The organism is Thermodesulfobacteriota bacterium (genome assembly GCA_040758155.1).
Lineage (GTDB): Bacteria > Desulfobacterota > Deferrimicrobia > Deferrimicrobiales > Deferrimicrobiaceae > UBA2219.
Genome location: JBFLWB010000106.1, coordinates 1 through 15,612 on the forward strand (window position 1 = coordinate 1; position 15,612 = coordinate 15,612).

Sequence of the window (15,612 nt, forward strand, 5' to 3'; positions counted from 1 at the left end):
TCATCCGGCGAAGCCGCCGATAGTCCTCCACGGTGCGGTAGTACACGATCCGGTCGTCGTCGCCGAAAGGAAGGCGGCGGGGAGTCCCGCCGGTGGCGATGAGGAGGCGTTCGTACCCGTAGGCGACCCCTTCCGCGTCGACAACGAGGCGGGCAGATGGATCGATCTCCCGGACGGTCCGCCCGAGGTGCAGCGTCGCCCCCCTGCCTTCCGTCTTGTATCGGATACTCTCCGGAGGGTCGCCTTTCCAAAGCCCTTTCGAAAGGGGCGGCCGCTTGTAAGGGGAATCCTTTTCCGAGCCAACGATGCCGATGGTTCCCGCAGCATCCACCTCCCGGATCCCCTTGACCGCCGCCTCGGAGACCATCCCTCCCCCGACAATCAGGTACTTGTAGCGATGCTCCATGCGCCACCCCCTGGTTCCGCGCGTAATCATCCATTCGAATACAAAGTAGATTCAGAACGGGAGGGGTGGGTTCCCGGCGGGTGTAAATATTCGAGGTATCCGTCCCGGCCGGAAAAAATGGAGGGATAAGGGGAAAAGGATTAAATTATGTATGAGTGAGAACGCATCAAGGACGGCCATGGCGTGAACGGCGATTGCGCATGGTGCGGAAACACGTTATCCCCTGCCGACAAGACGGCGGATGAAATCATATCCCACTGCTTCTGCCGGGGATGCAGGGAGAATCTTTTTTCGGGACGGGATGCGGCTTCCTTCCAGGAATACTTGAATCAGTTGAAGTTTCCGATCCTGGTGCTGGACGACGATGTCGGCGTCGTCACCTGCAACCTTGCCGCCTGCGAAAGCCTGGGCGTCGACCCCCGGCGCATCGAAGGACGCCGCGGAGGCGAGGCGATCGAGTGCATAAACTCCCGGCTCCCCGGCGGTTGCGGAAAGACCGTGCACTGCCGGACCTGCGCGATCCGGGCCACCGTGACCGATACGCATCGGACCTCGAAAAGCCATTACCGTGTGCGCGCATGCGCGGACCGCGTCACGCCGGACGGGATCCGGGAAATCCGGTTCCTGATCTCGACCGAAAAAATGGGAGATCTCGTCCTGCTGAGAGTCGAGGACATCGACCGGACGACGCGCCGGTAAGAGTGTCGCGAGCCCTCAGGTCCGGGGGACGAGCCCCGCGATGCACTGGTCTTCCCGCACCACCTTGCGGGGGCCGCCGTCCAGGCCGGTCGACCAGTCGTGCGGAGGCACGATCGCCTCGAATCGATCGAGGATCCCCAGCCGTTCCGCGCGGTCGTGGATGAGCTGCCAGCCGCAGCCGAGCTCCTGGTTCACCTCGCATTTCCCCTCGCGCGATCCTCCGCACGGGCCGTTGAACAGGCGCTTGGCGCATCGCGTGATCGGGCAGATGCCCGCAAACTCCCCGAGGCGGCAATTGCCGCATCCGGAGCACTTTTCCGTCCAGACGCCCTGCGATTCGAGGATCCCCATGAACTGGGTGTTCAGCCCCGGGTAGACGGGCGTCTTCGGGAACCGCTCGGCCAGCGCCTGCACCCCCGCCCCGCACCCCAGCGAGCAGATCGCGTCGTACCCGGAAGCGCGCTGGGCGACGAGGTCGATGAAGGCGTCCTCGCACTGCCGTTCGATGGTGCACTCGTCCACCACCGCGTTCTCCCGGCCCCGCAGCCGCAGCGCCATGCGCAGCGCGGCGCCGAGGATCCCGGTTTCGCGTTCCCCTCCTGCCAGGCAGACGGTGACGCAGGTGCCGCATCCGACAAGCAGCACGCGCTGGTGGTCCTTTATCATTTCCACGATTTCCGGGATTTTTTTCCGATCCGCGACGATCATCTCTCCCCTCCCTCCGGGACGGCGTCCGCCCGTCGGCGGAGCTCCCGGACACCCTCTTCCATGCGTTCCCGTCCCGGCCGCAGCGGGCTTGCGCCCAGCCCGCGTACTCGCTCGACCATTTCGTTCACGATCTCCGCGAACCGGGTCCCCTCGGCGGAGGAAAGGTTGTACATCTCCAGCCGTTCCGGCTCCAGCCCGATCTCGGCCATCATCCCGCGGAGCCGCTCGACGCGCTTGCGAGCGCGCAGGTTCCCTTCCAGGAAGTGGCAGCCGCCCTCGAGGCATCCCGCCACGACGACCCCGTCGACCCCGAGCTCGAAGGCGGCAAGCACGTGGTTCGCCTCGAGCTTTCCGGTGCAGGGCAGCCGCAGGACCCGCACGTTGTCCGGGTACTGCAGGCGCATCGAGCCGGCCAGGTCCGCCGCGGCGTAGGCGCAGTAGTGGCAGCAGAACGCAAGGATCAACGGCTCGCCGCTCATCGCTCTCCCCCGCCCTTCCCCCAGCGCGGCGGCGCCACGCCCGCCCCTTCCGGATAACGGGGATCGCGATCCGGGGGCCGGACGCCGCGATCCACGCCCATGAGGCCGTCGATGGCGGCGCGGACCTGGAGGTCCGTGAAGTTCCGGAGGGTGATCGCCATGGCCGGGCATTCCGCGGCGCAGCTCCCGCAGCCCATGCAGACCGCGCCCTGCACCTCGGCCTTGTTGAACTCGTTGATGCCCGGAGCCATGTACGGGCAGACGTGCACGCAGGTCATGCAGGAAATGCACTTGTCCGGATCGACCCAGGCGGTCTGCCCCCCCACCGCCATCTTCTTGCGGGAGAGGATCGACGCCGCCCTTCCCGCCACGGCATGGGCCTGGGAGATCGTTTCGCCCAGGAACTTCGGAGCGTGGGCCGTCCCGCAGAGGAACAGCCCTTCGCTGGCGAAATCCACCGGGCGCAGCTTCATGTGGGCTTCGAGGAAGAAGCCGTCGGCGTTGAGCGGAACGCGCAGCAGCTCGGACAGCTCCTGCCGGTCCGCGCGCGGTATCATCGGAGCGGAGAGCGCCACCAGGTCCGGCGAAATGCGCAGGTCGCGCCCCAGCGACGGTTCCCGGACCCGCAGCGACAGGCCGCCGTTCACCGAAAGCTCCGGGGGATGCTCGGGCTCGTACCGCACGAACAGGACCCCGGCCTCGCGCGCCTCGCGGTAGGCGTCCTCCCGGAAGCCGTAGGTCCGCATGTCCCGGAACAGGACCAGGATCCGCGACCCGGGGAATCGCCGTTTCAGCTCCAGCGCGTTCTTCACGGCGGTCGTGCAGCAGACCCGGCTGCAGTAAGGCCGTTCCGCGTCGCGCTGCTCCACGCACTGGATCATCGCGACCGTCGGGTTTTCCGGAAGCGCCAGGTCGCCGCGCCCGAGTCGCTCCGCGAGCTCGAGCTGCGTGAGGACCCGGTCGCTTTCGCCGTACCCGTAGCTTTGCGGCTTCCTTTCCTCGGCGCCGGTGGCCACGACGACCACCCCGTGGCGCACCTCCTCGGCTCCGTTCCCGGCGGAGATCTTCGAGACGAAATCGCCGACGTGCCCGCCGACCCTCTCCACGCGCGCTCCGAGGTGGACGCGGATCTTCTCGTGGGAGCGGACCCGGTCGACCGTCCCGTCGAGGAAGCTTCGCACGTCCCGTCCGTCCAGCGTGCGATGGAGACGGCGGGCGGTGCCGCCGAGCTCCCCGGACTTCTCCACGAGATGCACGGGGAACCCCTGGTCGGCCAGCGCCAGGGCGGCGGTCATCCCGGCCGCTCCTCCCCCGACCACCAGCGCCTGGGGATTCACGGGCACCGAGCCCTCCGCCAGCGGCTGGAGCCGCGAGGCGCGGGCCACCGCCATGCGGACGAGGTCGACCGCCTTGTCCGTCGCCTTCCCGGGCTCGCCGGAATGGACCCAGGAGCACTGGTCGCGGATGTTGGCCATCTCCAGCAGGTAGGGGTTCAGGGCGGCGTCCCGCATCGTGTCGCGGAAGATCGGCTCGTGGGTCCTCGGAGTGCACGAGGCCACGACCACGCGGTTCAGGCCGTGCTCCCCGATCCGCTCCTTGATCAGCTTCTGCGTGTCGTCCGCGCAGGTGTAGGTGTTGCTTTCCGCGACGACCACGTTCGGCAGCTCGCGCGCCCGCTCCACAACCCGCCCGACGTCCACCACCGACGCGATGTTGCTGCCGCAATGGCAGATGAACACGCCGACCCGCGGCGGCTCGTCCGCGATGTCGCGCGGCGGCGGATACGTCTTGACGCGGACGCGCGTGCCGCGCGCCGGCGCCAGCAGCGCCATGGCCCGGGACGCCGCGGCGCTCGCCTGCATCACCGTGTCGGGAATGTCCTTGGGCTCCTGGAACGCGCCGCCCACGAAGATCCCCGGCCGGGAGGTGTCCAGCGGCGCGAGCTCGTCGGTCTGCGCGAAGCCCCACCGGTTCAGCACGACCCGCATCCGCTCGGCCTGCTCGCGCAGCGAGGCGCTGGGGGTCAGCCCCAGAGACAGCACGATCATGTCGAACTCTTCCTCGACCTGCTTCATGTCCGGGTTCGCGTAGACGACGCGCAGGCTCCGCGTCCCCGGCATCTCGTAGGTCCGCGAGATGAACGAGCGCAGGTACCGCACGCCCAGCCGGGTGCGGGCCCGCTCGCAATAGCGGTCGAAATCCTTTCCGAAGGCGCGCAGGTCGAGGAAGAACACGGTCACGTCCAGCCCGGGCGCATGCTCCTTGGCCAGGATCGCCTCCTTGGTCGCCGCCATGCAGCAGACCGAGGAGCAGTAGTCGTTGTCGCAGCCGCGGTCCCGCGAACCGACGCACTGGAGGAACGCCAGCCGCCGGGGCGGGCGGCCGTCGCTGGGGCGCAGGACATGCCCCCCCGTCGGCCCGGAGGCCGAAAGCAGCCGCTCGAACTGCACGTTCGTGAGGACGTTCGGGGCGAAGCCGAAGCCGAACTCGCCCCGACGCCGGGCGTCGAACGCCTCGAACCCCGGCGTCAGCACCACGGCCCCGACGTCGAGCCGGACGGTTTCTTCCGGCTGATCGTAGTCGATGGCGCCGGCCTGGCAAACCTCGGCGCAAAGACCGCATTCGCCCGTCTTGAACCGGATGCAGTTCTCGCGGTCGATCGACGGCACGCGGGGGGACGCCTGGGGATGCGCCAGGTCGATGCTCGGCCGGGCGCTCAAGCACTGGTCGTGGCGGGTGAGGTGCGGCCTGGGACGGCGCGCGGTGATCGCGGCCAGGTCCACCGCCCCCGTGGGGCATACGACCGCGCAGGCGCCGCACGCCTGGCACTGGTCGGTCGGCTCGCGGAACGCCGTCTGGACGGTCCGCCGCCCCCCGCGCCCGAAGAGGCTGATCGCCCCCCGCCCCATCAGGCCGTTGCAGACCCGGATGCACAGCCCGCACAGGATGCACTTCCCTTCCGCCGCCGGCTCGAAGGGAGTGGCGCGGACGCCCAGCCCGGCGGCGACTTCCGCAAGCTGCGGAGCGTCGGGCGCCTGGGCCAGGAGCAGCTCGAGCACCGTGCGCCGCGACTCCCGGACGCCCTCGGTGTCGGTGCGCGCCACGAGGCCTTCCTCCACGGGATGGCTGCACGCCGCCACCTGCCTCGTCCCGCCCGGCGTGTCGATCTCCACCACGCAGATCCGGCAGGCGCCGTACGGAGACAAACCGCGGTAGTGGCAGAGCGTGGGGATCGCGATCCCCATTCCGCGGGCGGCCTCCAGGATCGTCGCTCCGCGCGCCACCTCCGACGTGCGGCCGTCCAGCGTGACCCGGACACGGTCCGATGCGGGTGCGTCCATGCTCATCCTCTCGATCGTCCTCTCGCGCGCGGCATCATTTCACTCGCTTGCGACGGCTTCCGCGGGGCACACCGCGCGGCACGCGCCGCAGCGCGTGCAGACGGCCGCGTCGATCCGGTGCGGCGCCTTCTTCTCCCCCCGGATCGCGTCGACGGGGCAGCTCTCGACGCAGCGCCCGCATCCGGTGCAGAGCGCCTCGTCGATCCGCAGCCGGATCAGGTTCCGGCAGACCCCCGCCGGGCACCGCCTGTCGCGGACATGCGCCTCGAACTCTTCGCGGAAATAGCGCAGCGCCGTCAGGGCGGGATTGGGGGCCGTGCTCCCCAGCCCGCACAGCGACGCCGATTTCACGGTCTTGGCCAGCCGCTCCAGGACCTCCAGGTCCTCCGGAACGCCGCTCCCCTCGCAGATCCGCGTGAGGATCCGCAGCATGTGCTTCGTCCCCTCGCGGCAGGGGACGCACTTGCCGCACGATTCGTCGGCGGTGAACGTGAGGAAGAAGCGCGCGAGGTCGACCATGCAGGTCCCGGAATCGAGGACGATCATCCCTCCCGAGCCCATCATGGAGCCCACCTTGCCCAGATTCTCGTAATCGATGGGCAGGTCGAGCATCGAGGCCGGGAGGCACCCTCCGGACGGGCCGCCCGTCTGGACCCCCTTCAGCGCCCGCTTTCCGCGGATTCCGCCGCCGACTTCCATGACCATCTCGCGCAGCGTAAGCCCGAGGGGGACCTCGACCAGACCGGTGTTCCGCACGGCGCCGACGAGGGAGAACACCGTGGTCCCGCGGTTGCGCTCGGTCCCCATCTCCGCGTACCATTTCGCCCCGCGGGAGAGGATCGGCCCCACGCTCGCCAGCGTCTTGACGTTGTTGATGGCCGTGGGCTTCCCCCACAGGCCGCTTTCGGCCGGGAAGGGGGGACGGGGGCGCGGCTCGCCGGGACGCCCCTCGATCGAGGCGATCAGCGCCGTCTCCTCGCCGCACACGAAGGCGCCTGCGCCGCGGCGCACCGTGATCCGGAAGCTGTGGCCGCTGCCGAAGATGTCGTCGCCCAGCAGCCCGCGCGATTCCGCCTCGCGGATGGCATGCGTCACGGTCGAAACGGCCAGCGGGTATTCGCTGCGGACGTAGAGGAAGCCCTCGCGGGCGCCGATCGCGTAGGAGGCGACGAGCATCCCTTCGAGGACCGCGTGCGGGTCGCTTTCGAGGACGCTGCGGTCCATGAACGCCCCCGGGTCTCCCTCGTCCGCGTTGCAGATCATGTATTTCGCGTCGCCCGGAGCGCCGCGGGCGATCTCCCATTTCCGGCCGGTCGGGAATCCCGCGCCGCCGCGGCCGCGCAGCCCCGACTCCTTGACCTCGGCGAGCGCCTCTTCGGGAGTCATGGCCGTCAGGGCGCGGAAGGCGCCGCGGTAGGCGCCGCGGGCCAGCGCCTCCTCCAGGCGCAGCGGATCGATCGATCCGCAGTTGCGCAGGATGACGCGCCGCTGGCGGGAATAAAACTCGATGCCGGATCCCTCGGGGATCTTCCCGGCGCCGTTCGCCGGGGGAGGATATTCGTGGGCCGTCCCGTCGGCCGGGACTGCATAACCGTGGGCATCCCTGCCCGTCCCGGCACTAGGCCATCCATGGCCGTCGGCCGCGTTGTCCTCGCGCGGCCACCGGCAAAGGGGCGCGCCGCCTTTCAGCTCCCCTCCGGCCGCCAAGGACTCCAGTAGCGCCTGGATCGACTTGGCGGTCACATTGCCGAACGTGATACGCGGCCCGCCGGGGAGCAGCAGGTCGACGAGCGGCTCGCGCTGGCAGAAGCCGATGCAGCCGGTCCGCGAGACGACGGCGGGAATCGCCAGCCGCTTCACCGTTTCGACCGCGGCATCCTCCACGGCCCCCGCTCCGGCGGCCAGCCCGCAGCTCGCCGAGCCGATGAGGATCTTGAGCTGCGGAGGATAAAGCGTCTCCCGGCCGATCGCGGCGGCGCGGTCGAGGTCGGCCTTCGTCCGGATGATCGCGCTCATTCGAACCTCCCGAGGAGGTCCGCGGTCCGGTCGAGCGGCACCTTGCCGAAGGTGATCCCGTCGATGCGCACGGCGGGCGCCAGCGCGCAGCATCCGATGCAGCGTACCGTCCGGAGCGTGAACCGCCCCTGCGGGTCGGTCCCGCCCGTTTTCACGCCAATATTGCTTTCAAGCCGCTCCAGGAGCAGCCCGGAACCGCGCACGAAGCAGGCGGTCCCCAGGCAGACTTCCACGATGTGGCGGCCGACCGGCTCCAGGCTGAACGCGTTGTAGAAGCTCGCCACCCGGAGGACCTCGGCCGGCGGGATCTCCATGCGGGAAGCCACGGTCTCCAGCGCGGCGCGCGGCAGGTAGCGGAACGTGTCGTTGATGTCCTGCAGGACGGGGATCAGCGCGCCGGGATCGCCCTGATGCCGGGCGAGGATCTCCTCGACCCGTGCCGTCCCGTCGGGAGTCAGCCCCTCCGAGGGTTGGAAGGGGGGAGTCTCCTGGGGGACGTTCCGCACCGGGCAGGCCTGCCAGCAGTCTCCGCAGCCGGTGCATTTCGAGGCGATCACTCCCCGGGGCCGCTTGCGCACTTCGGCGGTGAAATGGCCCGCCTCGCCTTCGAGCGACATCACGTCGGCCATCGTCAGGACGTCGATGTTGTAATCCCGCATGCATTCCACCAGCTTCGGCGAGATGATGCAGGTGGCGCAGTCGCCGGTCGGGAACGTCTTGTCGAGGCGCGCCATGCCGCCGCCGATCGTTGGGCTCTCCTCGACAAGGAAGACGCGAAAACCCGCGGCCGAAAGGTCCAGCGAGGCCTGGATGCCGGCGACGCCGCCGCCGCAGACCAGCACCGAGCCGGTGGGCAGCCCCTTGTCTCCCCCGGCGGTCCGGGGGATGTTGCCGTTCTCCGGCCGGTTCACGGCTTCCCTCCCCCCGCAACGGATCCCGTCGCCCCGCATTTCCCCAGCAATCCGTCGGCGGGAACCGTCAACGCGTCGAGTCCCAGCTTTTCCGGGGGAATCCCGAGGGCCAGCCCGAGGAGCTGCGTCACGTACAGGACCGGCGTGGGCCGCAGCGCTCCATGGGCCTTGACGGCGTCGGCCTGCCGCAGGTCGAGGTTCACCTGGCACAGGGGGCACGCGACGGCGAGGCAGTCGGCCCCCGCTTCCTGCGCCATGCCCAGGAGCCGGTGGGACAGCCGATGGACGACGGCCGGATGCGTCATGGACAGCCCCGCCCCGCAGCACTCGGTCCGGTACGGCCACTCCACGCATTCCGCCCCCGCGGCGCTCAGCACGCGTTCCATGCACGAGGGGTGCTCCGCGTCGTCGAAGGCGACGATCTCCGGCGGGCGCGTCAGCAGACAACCGTAGTAGCAGGCCACCCGCAGCCCGGAAAGCGGCCGGCCGGCCCCGGCGCGGATCGCGTCCGGTCCCAGGTCGTTTGCGAGAACGTCCAGCACGTGCCTAACCGGGACGTCGCCCCCGTAAGGGCTCCCCGTGACCCGCTCGATGTTCCGGCGCTCCTCCGGGCCTTGGAGCGCCCGGTGGTTGGCGGTCCGCAGGCGCGCATAGCAGGAGGCGCAGGCGACCATCACCGGCAGCCCCAGCATCTTCGCTTTCTGCAGGTTGAGCGCGGGCAGCGCGACGGACAGCAGGTCGTTGCTGGCGTGCGCCGGCGTCGATCCGCAGCAGACCCAGTCCGGGATCTCCTCGAGCCCGATCCCAAGCGCGCCGCAGACCGACCGCGCGGAGGCGTCGTAGGACCGCGCCGTGGACTCGAGGCTGCACCCCGGGAAGAACGCGTACCTCACGAGTCCTCCCCCTCCTCTTCAGCGCGCCGGAAGATCTCGCGCACCTGCCGGGCCCCGCCGCTGCGGTTGGGCAATATCGAGAGCTTCCCTTGCGCCAGCATCCCGGGGACCTTTTCGGCGTCGGTGAACAGGTCGAATGTGCGCATCTTGAAGGCGGCCATCATGCCCATCTCGTACACGCGGCCGTGCCGGCGGACGCTGCTCAAGAAGCAGCGGTTGAACTGCTTTCCGCGGTCGTCGGGCAAGGCGGCGCCGCGATCGACCGCCATGATCCGCAGGGCGTCCATCGCGGCCGCCACGTCGATCCCCATGGGGCACCGGGCGGTGCACGCCTCGCACGACGCGCACAGCCAGATCGCCCGCGAGCCGAGCAGCTCCTCCTCCGCGCCGAGCTGCGCCAGCCGCATGACCTGGCTGGGGAGGTAGTCCATGTCGGGCCCGGCGGGGCATCCCGTGCTGCACTTGTGGCACTGGAAGCAGGCGCCGGGGTCCGTGCCGCCGCGCCGCCGGATCTCCTCCAGCAGGGCGCCGCCGTTCCACGGGATCGTGCGGTCCATGGTCATTCTCCCTGCGCCTCCATCGCCGCCTCCGCCTCGGCGTCCTTCCGGGGCATCACCTTCCGGTAGACGGCCTGGGGCGGGCACAGCGTCCCGTCGACCGTCAGGAGATCGCGGTCGATCCGGACGTCGAACAGCCGCTCGTTCTCTTCGAGGTACGGCAGGATGAGCCTCCAGTCGGCGGCGGAGAGGGGGCGGTACGCCCCGCCGTTCAGCTGCTCGTCCACCAGGGTGCGATGCGGATCGCGGATGTAGATCGCCCCCCCGGAGGCCAGCGAAAGGAGGTTTCCGCCGGGATACGGAAGCTCCAGCGGGCGGAGCCGGCCGTGGAGATCGTACTGGAGACCGTTTACGATGGCGAAGCCGCCGCCGTTGTGGGGATCGCCGGCCATGAACGATTCGGCCAGGAAATCCAGCGCGGTCCCGTTGATGACCACCCTCGGCGAGCCGACGGCGTTGATCATCGGCCGGCCTGCCGCGTTCCCGAGGACGTACGCCTCGCCTCCCTTGGCCCCGTAGAGGAAGGTCTGGCCGACGTCCCCGTAGACGACCAGCTTCCCCCGCTTGCTGATCTGGCAAAGCTGGTCCTGGGCGTTCCCGTGGACGCGGATCTCCAGGCCGTCCATGCCGGAGCCGAGATAATCGCCCGGGTTGTCGTAGCAGTCGATCCGAAGTCCCGTCGTGCCGGGCCCCAGCCCCACGCCGTGGAACCGCGTGCCCCGCGTATTGTAATGAAGGATCCGCATCCATCCGGCGTGGAACGCCTTGACCGCCAGCGCGGCGTCGCAATCCTCGCCTTCGGGCGGAAAGCCGCGGGCGTCGATCAATAGCGTCGTCTCGCCGGGACGGGGAGCCCGCAGGCGGTCCCGCGTGTCCCAGCCGATGCGCGCGTGGGTCCCGGTCCGCCCGTCGCCGAGAAGCGGCTGCCGCCCGAAGATCAGCTCCATCCCCCCGCGCAGGATGGTCTGCAGGGAGCTGCGCTTCTTGTCTCCCGTGGGATAGCGGCGGTCCATGCACAGCGTCAGCGCCTCGATCCCGACGCCGGGCGCCTCCCCGGCCGTCCGGTCGGCCCAGCGCTCTACGAACCGGCGGAACGCGTCGTAGTCCATTCCGGGCAGCCGCTCCAGGAGGTGGCGGAAGAACCCTTCCGCGTCCGCGTCGCGCGCGCACCGCTCGACCGCCGCCGCGTCGTCGTCCGTCCGCGCGGGGGGAGCCGGCGGAACGGACAGGTTGCAGTGGAGCTGCCCGGGCGCGGTCGAAACCGGCGCGCCGAACTTGTTGGCTACCCGCATCCGGTGGGATCCTTCGGCCGGGGAGACCGTCATCAGGAAGGCGCCTCCGTCGGTGAAGCTTCCGCCGCGCGCGTTCCAGTACATGTCCGCGACCGGGGTGAACCGGGGATCCTCGGAGGCAAGGCTGGCCAGCGTCGCGTCGATGGCCTGCTTCTCGGAGCAGACCAGGCCGATGGACACCTCCCCCTCCTGCAGCGCGAACACCTGAGGCCGCAGCATGGCGGTGTCGGTGATCCCCATGAGCTGGAACTCCCCGGTATCGGCCAGGCTGCGGGCGATGATGAAGAACCAGGGCCCGTCGGGCGAGGCGTGGATGTGCGCGGCCTGGATCTGCCGGTAGATCCGCTGCTTCTCCGACGGGAGGCGGTCGAAATCCAGCTCCGTCGTCGGCGCCAGCGCCTCGATGATGTACTCCATCGGGTACCGGTACACCCGGTTCCAGAGGTCGAACAGGAGCACGGAAACTTCCGTGTCGGTGAGGAACTGCGGGTAGATTCCGCGCCCGGCCAGATACTCCGACACCGAATGGTAATTCGCGAAGTCGCCGTTGTGCACCAGCGCCTCGTTCAGCCCGATGAACGGATGCGCCCCTCCCGGATGCCAGACGCGCCCCTTCGTCGGGTACCGCTGGTGGGCGATCCACACGTGGGCCCGCGTGTCGGCCATGCGGTAGTACTGCACGGCGGCCTCGGCGAAGCCGACGATCTTGAGGATGACGAGGTTCCGGGCATGGGACAGCACGAACGCCCGCTTGTCCCCCAGCGAGGCGTAGTACCGGTCGTTCAGGCGGATCGAGTTCTGGAAGACGAACTCGTCCTCCACATCCCTCTCTGACAGCCCCGCCGCGTCCAGCTTCCTCTCTTCGGCGAAGCGCGCGAGCACGGAGGGTTTCACGCGGACGAAGTAGCGGACCACGTCCGGCGGCCGGACTTCCAGCAGCGGCACGTCGCGGTGATCGTCGACGGTGGGTATCGGCCCGCCGTGGTCGATGTCGAAGAAGGGCTCGATGAACGAGGCCTCCACCTCCCCCCGCGCCGCGGGATCCAGCAGGGCGACCTGGAGGATGTAGTCCTCGTCGAGGACCCGGCGCGAAACGCCCAGCTCTTCCGGCACCAGCCCGCAGGCGGCGATCCCGCCTCCCTTGCCGTTGCCCCGGTTCCGCATCTGGATGGAAGGCTCGTAGATGTGCTTTCCGCTCACCGGGACCGTGCAGGCGAAGCCGGTCACGCCGCAGCCGCCTTCGGCCTCCGGAGACGCGGAAAGACGGAGGTCCTTCGGCCGCTCCTGCGCCATCCATGGCGCCCGCGGCACTTGGCCATCCATGGCCATCGGTCGCAGGTGCGCGCGGGCGCGCAGAAGCGCCCGGACGCGGTCCGCACCGTTCCCGTCGATCCTGTTTCCGCTACGCTTCATCTTCGTAATCCAGGTGGGACAGCAGGTCGGTGCGCCCCCGCAGCGCGGATACGGAATCGAGCCCCAGGCGGTACAGCAGCTCGACGAGCATCTCCCGCCAGGCCGAGTAGAGGTTCACCAGCCGCTGCGTGCACCAGTCGATGTCGATCATCTCCAGAAGGTCGTCGTCGGTCGTCGCGATGCCGCGCGCGCATCCGCGTCCGCTCTCGCAGGCGGTGCACCGGATGCATCCGAGCGCCACCAGCTCCGCCGTGCCGATCACGCAGCCGTCGGCGCCGAGGGCGATGGCCTTGGCGACGTCGGCGGGGGTCCGGATCCCGCCGCTGGCGATCACCGTGATCTTGTCGCGGATCCCCTCGGCCTCGAGGAACTTGTGCACGCGCCCGATCGCGTACTCGATCGGCATCGCGATGTTCTTCTTGGCGACGTTGGGCGCGGCGCCCGTCCCGCCGTAGCTGCCGTCCAGGTGCAGGATGTGGCCCCCGGCGTAATAGACCCCCACGGCCACCATGTCCACGTCGCCGGGCGTCGACACCTTCGCCGACAGCAGCGCCCGCGGGTTGACGTGGGCGATCCAGTCGAGATGCTTCTTGTGGTCCTCCACCGAGTAGACGCTGTGGAACGGGAACGGGGAGAACAGGGAGACGCCCGCGACCGTCTCGCGCATGGCCGCGACGCTCGGCGTGTTCTTGTCGCCCAGCAGGTGGCCGCCCAGCCCCGGCTTGGCTCCCTGCGCGTACTTGAACTCCACGATCGGCGCCCGCTGGATCGTCTCTTCCCGGACGCCGAACAGCCCCGTGGCCACCTGGGTGATCACGTGGTCCTTGTAGGGGATGAAGCGCTCCGGGTAGCCGCCTTCCCCCGTGCACGTGAAGCTGCGGAACGCCTTGGCCGCGCGCGCCTTGCCCAGCAGGGCGCGGATGTTGGTCGATCCGAAGGACATCCCGCCGCCGTACCAGGGGACGTCGATCTCGATCCGGGGGCGGGAGTCGCCGCGGCGGTTGAGCGCGAGCCGCGTCGAGATGTCCTCCTTCCGAAGGCCCGCCGGAGGCGGATCGGGGAAGCGGAAGCGGAGGCGGTCGAACCCTCCGCCGGAGGCTCCGACCTCGCTTTCCAGGTGCGCTCCGGGCGGGCGGCCGGTCTCGGCCATGGCCCACGTGCCGAGCAGCAGGTCCGGGGTCCAGCGGTAATCGCCCATCGTCGCGGCGACGGGATTCGGGGAGAGCGCCAGCGCCTCCCGGGGACAGGCGTCGATGCAGAACGCGCCCGAATCCTTGCAGGAGGGGCCGATGCACCGGTAATCGAGCGGCCGCATCGCGTGGCGGAAGCCCGAGGGAAGGACGTGCACGCCGTGCCGGCAGGTCGCGACGCACGTCCCGCATGACGCGCACGCGTCCGAACGGCGGATGGCGTACTTGCCGATCTCGTTGCGGTAGCGCGGCGGCGCGGGGCGGACTTCCCGGCTCACGTCGCCGGGTCCGGACAACGGGGTCTTCATCCTCTTAGTCCTTCCGCTTCCCGAACAGGCGGCCGAACGTGTCGCGCTCGAGGTCTTCGAAGAACATGCAGCGGCCGGTCTCGCCCCGCAGCCGGCGCGCCTCGCGGATGCCCATGGCGCCCATCATTTCCAGGAGCTGCGAATGCCAGGACGACATCAGGTTCACGATGCGGCGGACGCAGAAATCGGCGTCGGCCTCCTCCAGGGCGACGGGGCAGCTCCGCCCGCTCCGGCACTCCCCGCAGAGGCGGCATTCGAGGGCCAGGAGGAGGGGAACGTCGATCGCGACCAGGTCCGCCCCGCAGAGGATGGCCTTGGCCACGTGCTCGGCCAGGGCGATCCCGCCCGAGGCGATCAGCGTGACCTCGTCCCGGATCCCCGAACGGACGAGCTCGCCGTGCGCCTCCCGCAGGACGTCGCGGAGATGGCGGGGAGAATCTCCCCCCTGCTCCCTCCCGTGGCTGTCGAACTCCAGGTGGATGACTTCCGTCCCGTCCCGGGCCAGCTCCGCAGCCCGCTTCGCCGCGTCCGGGCCGGCGGGAACGCGGACGGCGACGATCCCGGCCGGCTGTTCCCGCTTCAACGAAGCCCGCGCCGCCGCGGCCTCGGGGCCGTCCGGGATCATCACGACCGGCGCGGACCGTTCCCGCGGCGCCGCCGCGCCGGAAGAGGACGAAAGGAACGGGATCGCGCGTCCCCGCGCGGAGGGCAGGATCTCCCGGAAATCCGGCTCGCGGAGGACGGCCATCGTGCCGAGCTCCGCGGCGGCGGCCGCGACGGCGGGGACGACCGGCCCGCGGCGCCAATGGCGGGGGATGACGTCGAAGATCACGGGGAGCGGAATTTCCGCGAGCGGCGGCGGCTCGACGCTCAACCGCCCGTCTCCCGAGAAGGTCAGGTGCGGGAGCTTGCGGCCGATGTCCACGCTGGTGCTGATGTATTCCCGGCCGTGGATCCCGTCGCGGGTGGGCCGCACGATCTCGGACATGTCCGTCCACATGGAATCGAAGCCGGGCCCGCTGAAGGGCCCTCCGTACCCCGCGCCGGACACGGGAATCTTCCCCGTTTCCGCCTGGTACCACGTGGACAGGATCAGGTCGGGCGTGTAATACGCATCGCCCAGCCTGCGATACTCGGGGTTGACGACCCGGGTCAGGATGTTCTTCGTGCAGTTCTGGACGCAGTTCAGGCAGCCCTTGCACTGGTAGATGTAATCCAGGTAGCCGGCTTCTTCCCGCAGCGAATCGGACTCGTCGCGGTAGAGCCGATAGACGCAGTCCCGCTTCACGCAGTTGTGGCAGCCGGAGCAGTCTTCCCGCCAATCGACGATCCCCAGCTTTCCCACGGGGCGGAAGCGGGGCCTGGCGGTTTCGGGATGGATGGCGAATTTGGCCGGCAC

Annotated in this window: 12 protein-coding genes and 1 pseudogene; 1 reads left to right on the forward strand and 12 read right to left on the reverse strand. The window is 69.6% G+C overall.

Annotation, left to right across the window (positions count from 1 at the left end; all coding sequences use genetic code 11):
- The coding region (locus tag AB1346_06620) for an FAD-dependent oxidoreductase (GenBank protein ID MEW6720104.1) at nucleotides 1-406 on the reverse strand (406 nt) is incomplete at its 3' end.
- 333 nt (nucleotides 407-739) lie between these two features.
- Between AB1346_06620 and AB1346_06625 the strand changes: the two genes are divergently transcribed.
- Nucleotides 740-1,105: a hypothetical protein gene (locus tag AB1346_06625; protein MEW6720105.1), complete on the forward strand. Its 366-nt coding sequence runs from the start codon at nucleotides 740-742 to the stop codon at nucleotides 1,103-1,105.
- A gap of 15 nt (nucleotides 1,106-1,120) precedes the next feature.
- Here AB1346_06625 and AB1346_06630 read toward each other — a convergent pair whose 3' ends face one another.
- The 11 genes and pseudogenes from AB1346_06630 to AB1346_06680 all read right to left on the reverse strand — a co-directional run bounded on the left by AB1346_06630 (nucleotide 1,121) and on the right by AB1346_06680 (nucleotide 15,612).
- Complete coding sequence (locus AB1346_06630; protein MEW6720106.1) at nucleotides 1,121-1,813, reverse strand: methylenetetrahydrofolate reductase C-terminal domain-containing protein; 693 nt, start codon at nucleotides 1,811-1,813, stop codon at nucleotides 1,121-1,123.
- A complete protein-coding gene (locus AB1346_06635; protein MEW6720107.1) occupies nucleotides 1,810-2,292 on the reverse strand; it encodes a hydrogenase iron-sulfur subunit in 483 nt (160 codons plus the stop codon). The genes AB1346_06630 and AB1346_06635 overlap by 4 nt, the downstream gene beginning before the upstream one ends.
- Nucleotides 2,289-5,639, reverse strand: a complete 3,351-nt coding sequence (locus tag AB1346_06640) for a 2Fe-2S iron-sulfur cluster-binding protein (protein ID MEW6720108.1) — start codon at nucleotides 5,637-5,639, stop codon at nucleotides 2,289-2,291. The genes AB1346_06635 and AB1346_06640 overlap by 4 nt, the downstream gene beginning before the upstream one ends.
- A 33-nt stretch (nucleotides 5,640-5,672) precedes the next feature.
- Nucleotides 5,673-7,649 (reverse strand): NADH-quinone oxidoreductase subunit NuoF, encoded by a 1,977-nt coding sequence (gene nuoF / locus AB1346_06645; protein ID MEW6720109.1) that lies wholly within the window; start codon nucleotides 7,647-7,649, stop codon nucleotides 5,673-5,675.
- A complete protein-coding gene (locus tag AB1346_06650; protein MEW6720110.1) occupies nucleotides 7,646-8,155 on the reverse strand; it encodes an NAD(P)H-dependent oxidoreductase subunit E in 510 nt (169 codons plus the stop codon). Before AB1346_06650 ends, nuoF begins: the two co-directional genes overlap by 4 nt.
- Nucleotides 8,153-8,536: pseudogene (locus AB1346_06655) on the reverse strand (FAD-dependent oxidoreductase). Before AB1346_06655 ends, AB1346_06650 begins: the two are co-directional and overlap by 3 nt.
- Before the next feature lie 20 nt (nucleotides 8,537-8,556).
- Nucleotides 8,557-9,453 carry a CoB--CoM heterodisulfide reductase iron-sulfur subunit B family protein gene (locus AB1346_06660; GenBank protein ID MEW6720111.1) on the reverse strand — a complete coding sequence of 299 codons (897 nt, stop codon included), beginning with the start codon at nucleotides 9,451-9,453 and terminating at the stop codon, nucleotides 8,557-8,559.
- The gene (locus AB1346_06665) at nucleotides 9,450-10,010 is read right to left on the reverse strand and encodes a 4Fe-4S dicluster domain-containing protein (protein MEW6720112.1); all 561 of its coding nucleotides are present in this window, start codon (nucleotides 10,008-10,010) and stop codon (nucleotides 9,450-9,452) included. The genes AB1346_06660 and AB1346_06665 overlap by 4 nt, the downstream gene beginning before the upstream one ends.
- A 2-nt stretch (nucleotides 10,011-10,012) precedes the next feature.
- Nucleotides 10,013-12,715, reverse strand: a complete 2,703-nt coding sequence (locus tag AB1346_06670; protein ID MEW6720113.1) for a glutamate synthase — start codon at nucleotides 12,713-12,715, stop codon at nucleotides 10,013-10,015.
- A complete protein-coding gene (locus AB1346_06675) occupies nucleotides 12,705-14,213 on the reverse strand; it encodes a glutamate synthase-related protein (protein ID MEW6720114.1) in 1,509 nt (502 codons plus the stop codon). The genes AB1346_06670 and AB1346_06675 overlap by 11 nt, the downstream gene beginning before the upstream one ends.
- Nucleotides 14,214-14,217: 4 nt before the next feature.
- A complete protein-coding gene (locus AB1346_06680; protein ID MEW6720115.1) occupies nucleotides 14,218-15,612 on the reverse strand; it encodes a glutamate synthase-related protein in 1,395 nt (464 codons plus the stop codon).